Origin of the sequence: Streptomyces alkaliphilus, assembly GCF_014141535.1 — a bacterium.
Classification (GTDB): domain Bacteria; phylum Actinomycetota; class Actinomycetes; order Streptomycetales; family Streptomycetaceae; genus Streptomyces; species Streptomyces alkaliphilus.
Genome location: NZ_VKHT01000956.1, coordinates 1 through 1,905, shown reverse-complemented (window position 1 = coordinate 1,905; position 1,905 = coordinate 1). Strand labels below are relative to the sequence as shown.

Sequence of the window (1,905 nt, the reverse complement as noted above, 5' to 3'; positions counted from 1 at the left end):
GGCTCCTCGGGCGGATCCACCGGGAGCACGTCCGGGGAGAGGTGGGCCGCCCCGGCCGCGGCGGCGGTCAGCCGCCGCCGGTGATGGCGGCGGCACAGCACCTCGTACCCCACCGTCTCCCGACCCCTGCCGTCGGGATCCCCCGCGACGTCGCCGACCACCACCCGTTCCCCCTCGACGACCATCCGGCCGTCCACGGTGCGGGCGTTGTGGGTGGCGCGCTCGCCGCACCAGCACAACGACTCCACCTGAAGGGTGCGGACGCTGTCGGCGAGTTCGATCAGGCGTCGGGAGCCGGGGAAGAGCCGGGTGCGGAAGTCGGTGGTGATGCCGAAGGCGAAGACGTCGATGCCCAGGTCGTCGACGATCCGGGCCAGTTGGTCGACCTGTTCGGCGGAGAGGAACTGGGCCTCGTCCACGATGAGATGGTCCACCCGGTCCCCCGCCGTGAGCCGGCGCACCAGATGGCGGTGGAAGTCGAAGGTCTCGTCGGTCTCGATCGCCTCGGTGACCAGGCCGAGCCGGGAGGACAGTCGCCCTTCCCCCGCCCGGTCGTCCCGGGTGAAGATCAGGCCCCTGAGCCCGCGGGCCGAGCGATTGTGCTGGATCTGCAGGGCGAGCGTGCTCTTTCCGCAGTTCATCGTTCCGGCGTAGAAGGCGAGTTCGGCCACGGCTGGGGCTTTCGGTGCGGCGGACGGGGACGGGCTCGGGAGGTTCGCGGTCGGGATCCGGGAGGGTGATCCGCTCAGGAACGAACCTCCAGCAGCGGGATGTCCAACTCGGCGGAGGTCAGGGAACCGTGCATGCCGATCAGCGCCGATTCGTTGGGCTCGGAGGAGGTGGCGACCACGGCGGCGGTGCCGGTCATGGCGACGATCACGTCACCGAGCCGTCCCACCACCCGCGACTCCACGGCCCCGGGGGGGCCGAACCAACCCAGTTCGACGGCCTCTTCGCGGCCGACCACCCAGGCGTCCTCCCCCAGCACCTCCCGCCACACGGTCAGCACGTCGGCGGCGGCTCCGGGGACGGCGTAGACGTGGCGGGCGCGGCCCTCCCCGCCGAGCAGACGGACGCCGGCGCTCAACTCCCAGTCCTCGTCAACGTCGTAGCGGGACTCCTCGGTCATCGGGACGTCCACCATGCCGTGGTCGGCGGTCACGTACAGCACCGCGCGCGGGGGCAACTGCTCGGCCAGCCGGAGGGCCAGCGCGTCCACGGTGCGCAACTGGCCGCGCCACTCCGGGGAGTCCACGCCGAAGCGGTGTCCGCAGGCGTCCAGGTCCGCGTAGTACGTGTAGACCAGGGCGCGGTCGGCGGCGGCCAGCCGGCTCGCGGCCAGGTCCATGCGCTCGCCGGGGTCCAGCCGGCCGAACCACCGGCCGCCGCTGAGCGCCACCCGGGTCAGCGGGGTGTGCTCGAAGGCGGGGGCGGAGACCTGGCAGGTGGCGACCCCGGCCTCGTGGGCCAGGCGGAAGACCGTCGGATACGGCTGCCACAGGTGGGGGTCGGTCCACGGGTCCCAGCGCAGCTGGTTCATCAGACGGTCCGCGTCCGGGTCCAGGATTCGGTAGCCGGCCAGGCCGTGCGCGCCGGCGGGCAGTCCGGTGCCGACCGAGGCCAGCGAGGAGGCGGTGGTGGAGGGGAAGCCGGCCGTGGCGGGCCGGCCGGTGCCGGCGAGCGAGCCGGGCAGCAGCGAGGTGAGGAACGGGGCCTCGGCCGGGTGGGCGCGCAGCACCTCCCAACCCAGGCCGTCCACCAGGAAGACGCACACCCGGTCGGCCGGTGGCAGGACCAGTCCGGTGGTCGGGCCCGGCACGCCCATGCCGGCGAGGGCCGCGGGCAGCAGGTCCGCCAGCGAGGCGGTGCCCCACGCGGGGACGGGGGCGAGGGCCGGGACCTCGA

General features: G+C 73.8%; 2 protein-coding genes. Both read right to left on the bottom strand.

The window, feature by feature from the left end; genetic code table 11:
- A partial coding sequence (locus FNQ90_RS21465) for a thymidine kinase (RefSeq protein ID WP_182607862.1) occupies nucleotides 1-671 on the bottom strand: 671 nt, incomplete at its 3' end.
- A 74-nt stretch (nucleotides 672-745) separates the two neighbouring features.
- On the bottom strand, nucleotides 746-1,905 hold a 1,160-nt coding region (locus FNQ90_RS21460; protein WP_182607861.1), incomplete at its 5' end, for an alkaline phosphatase family protein.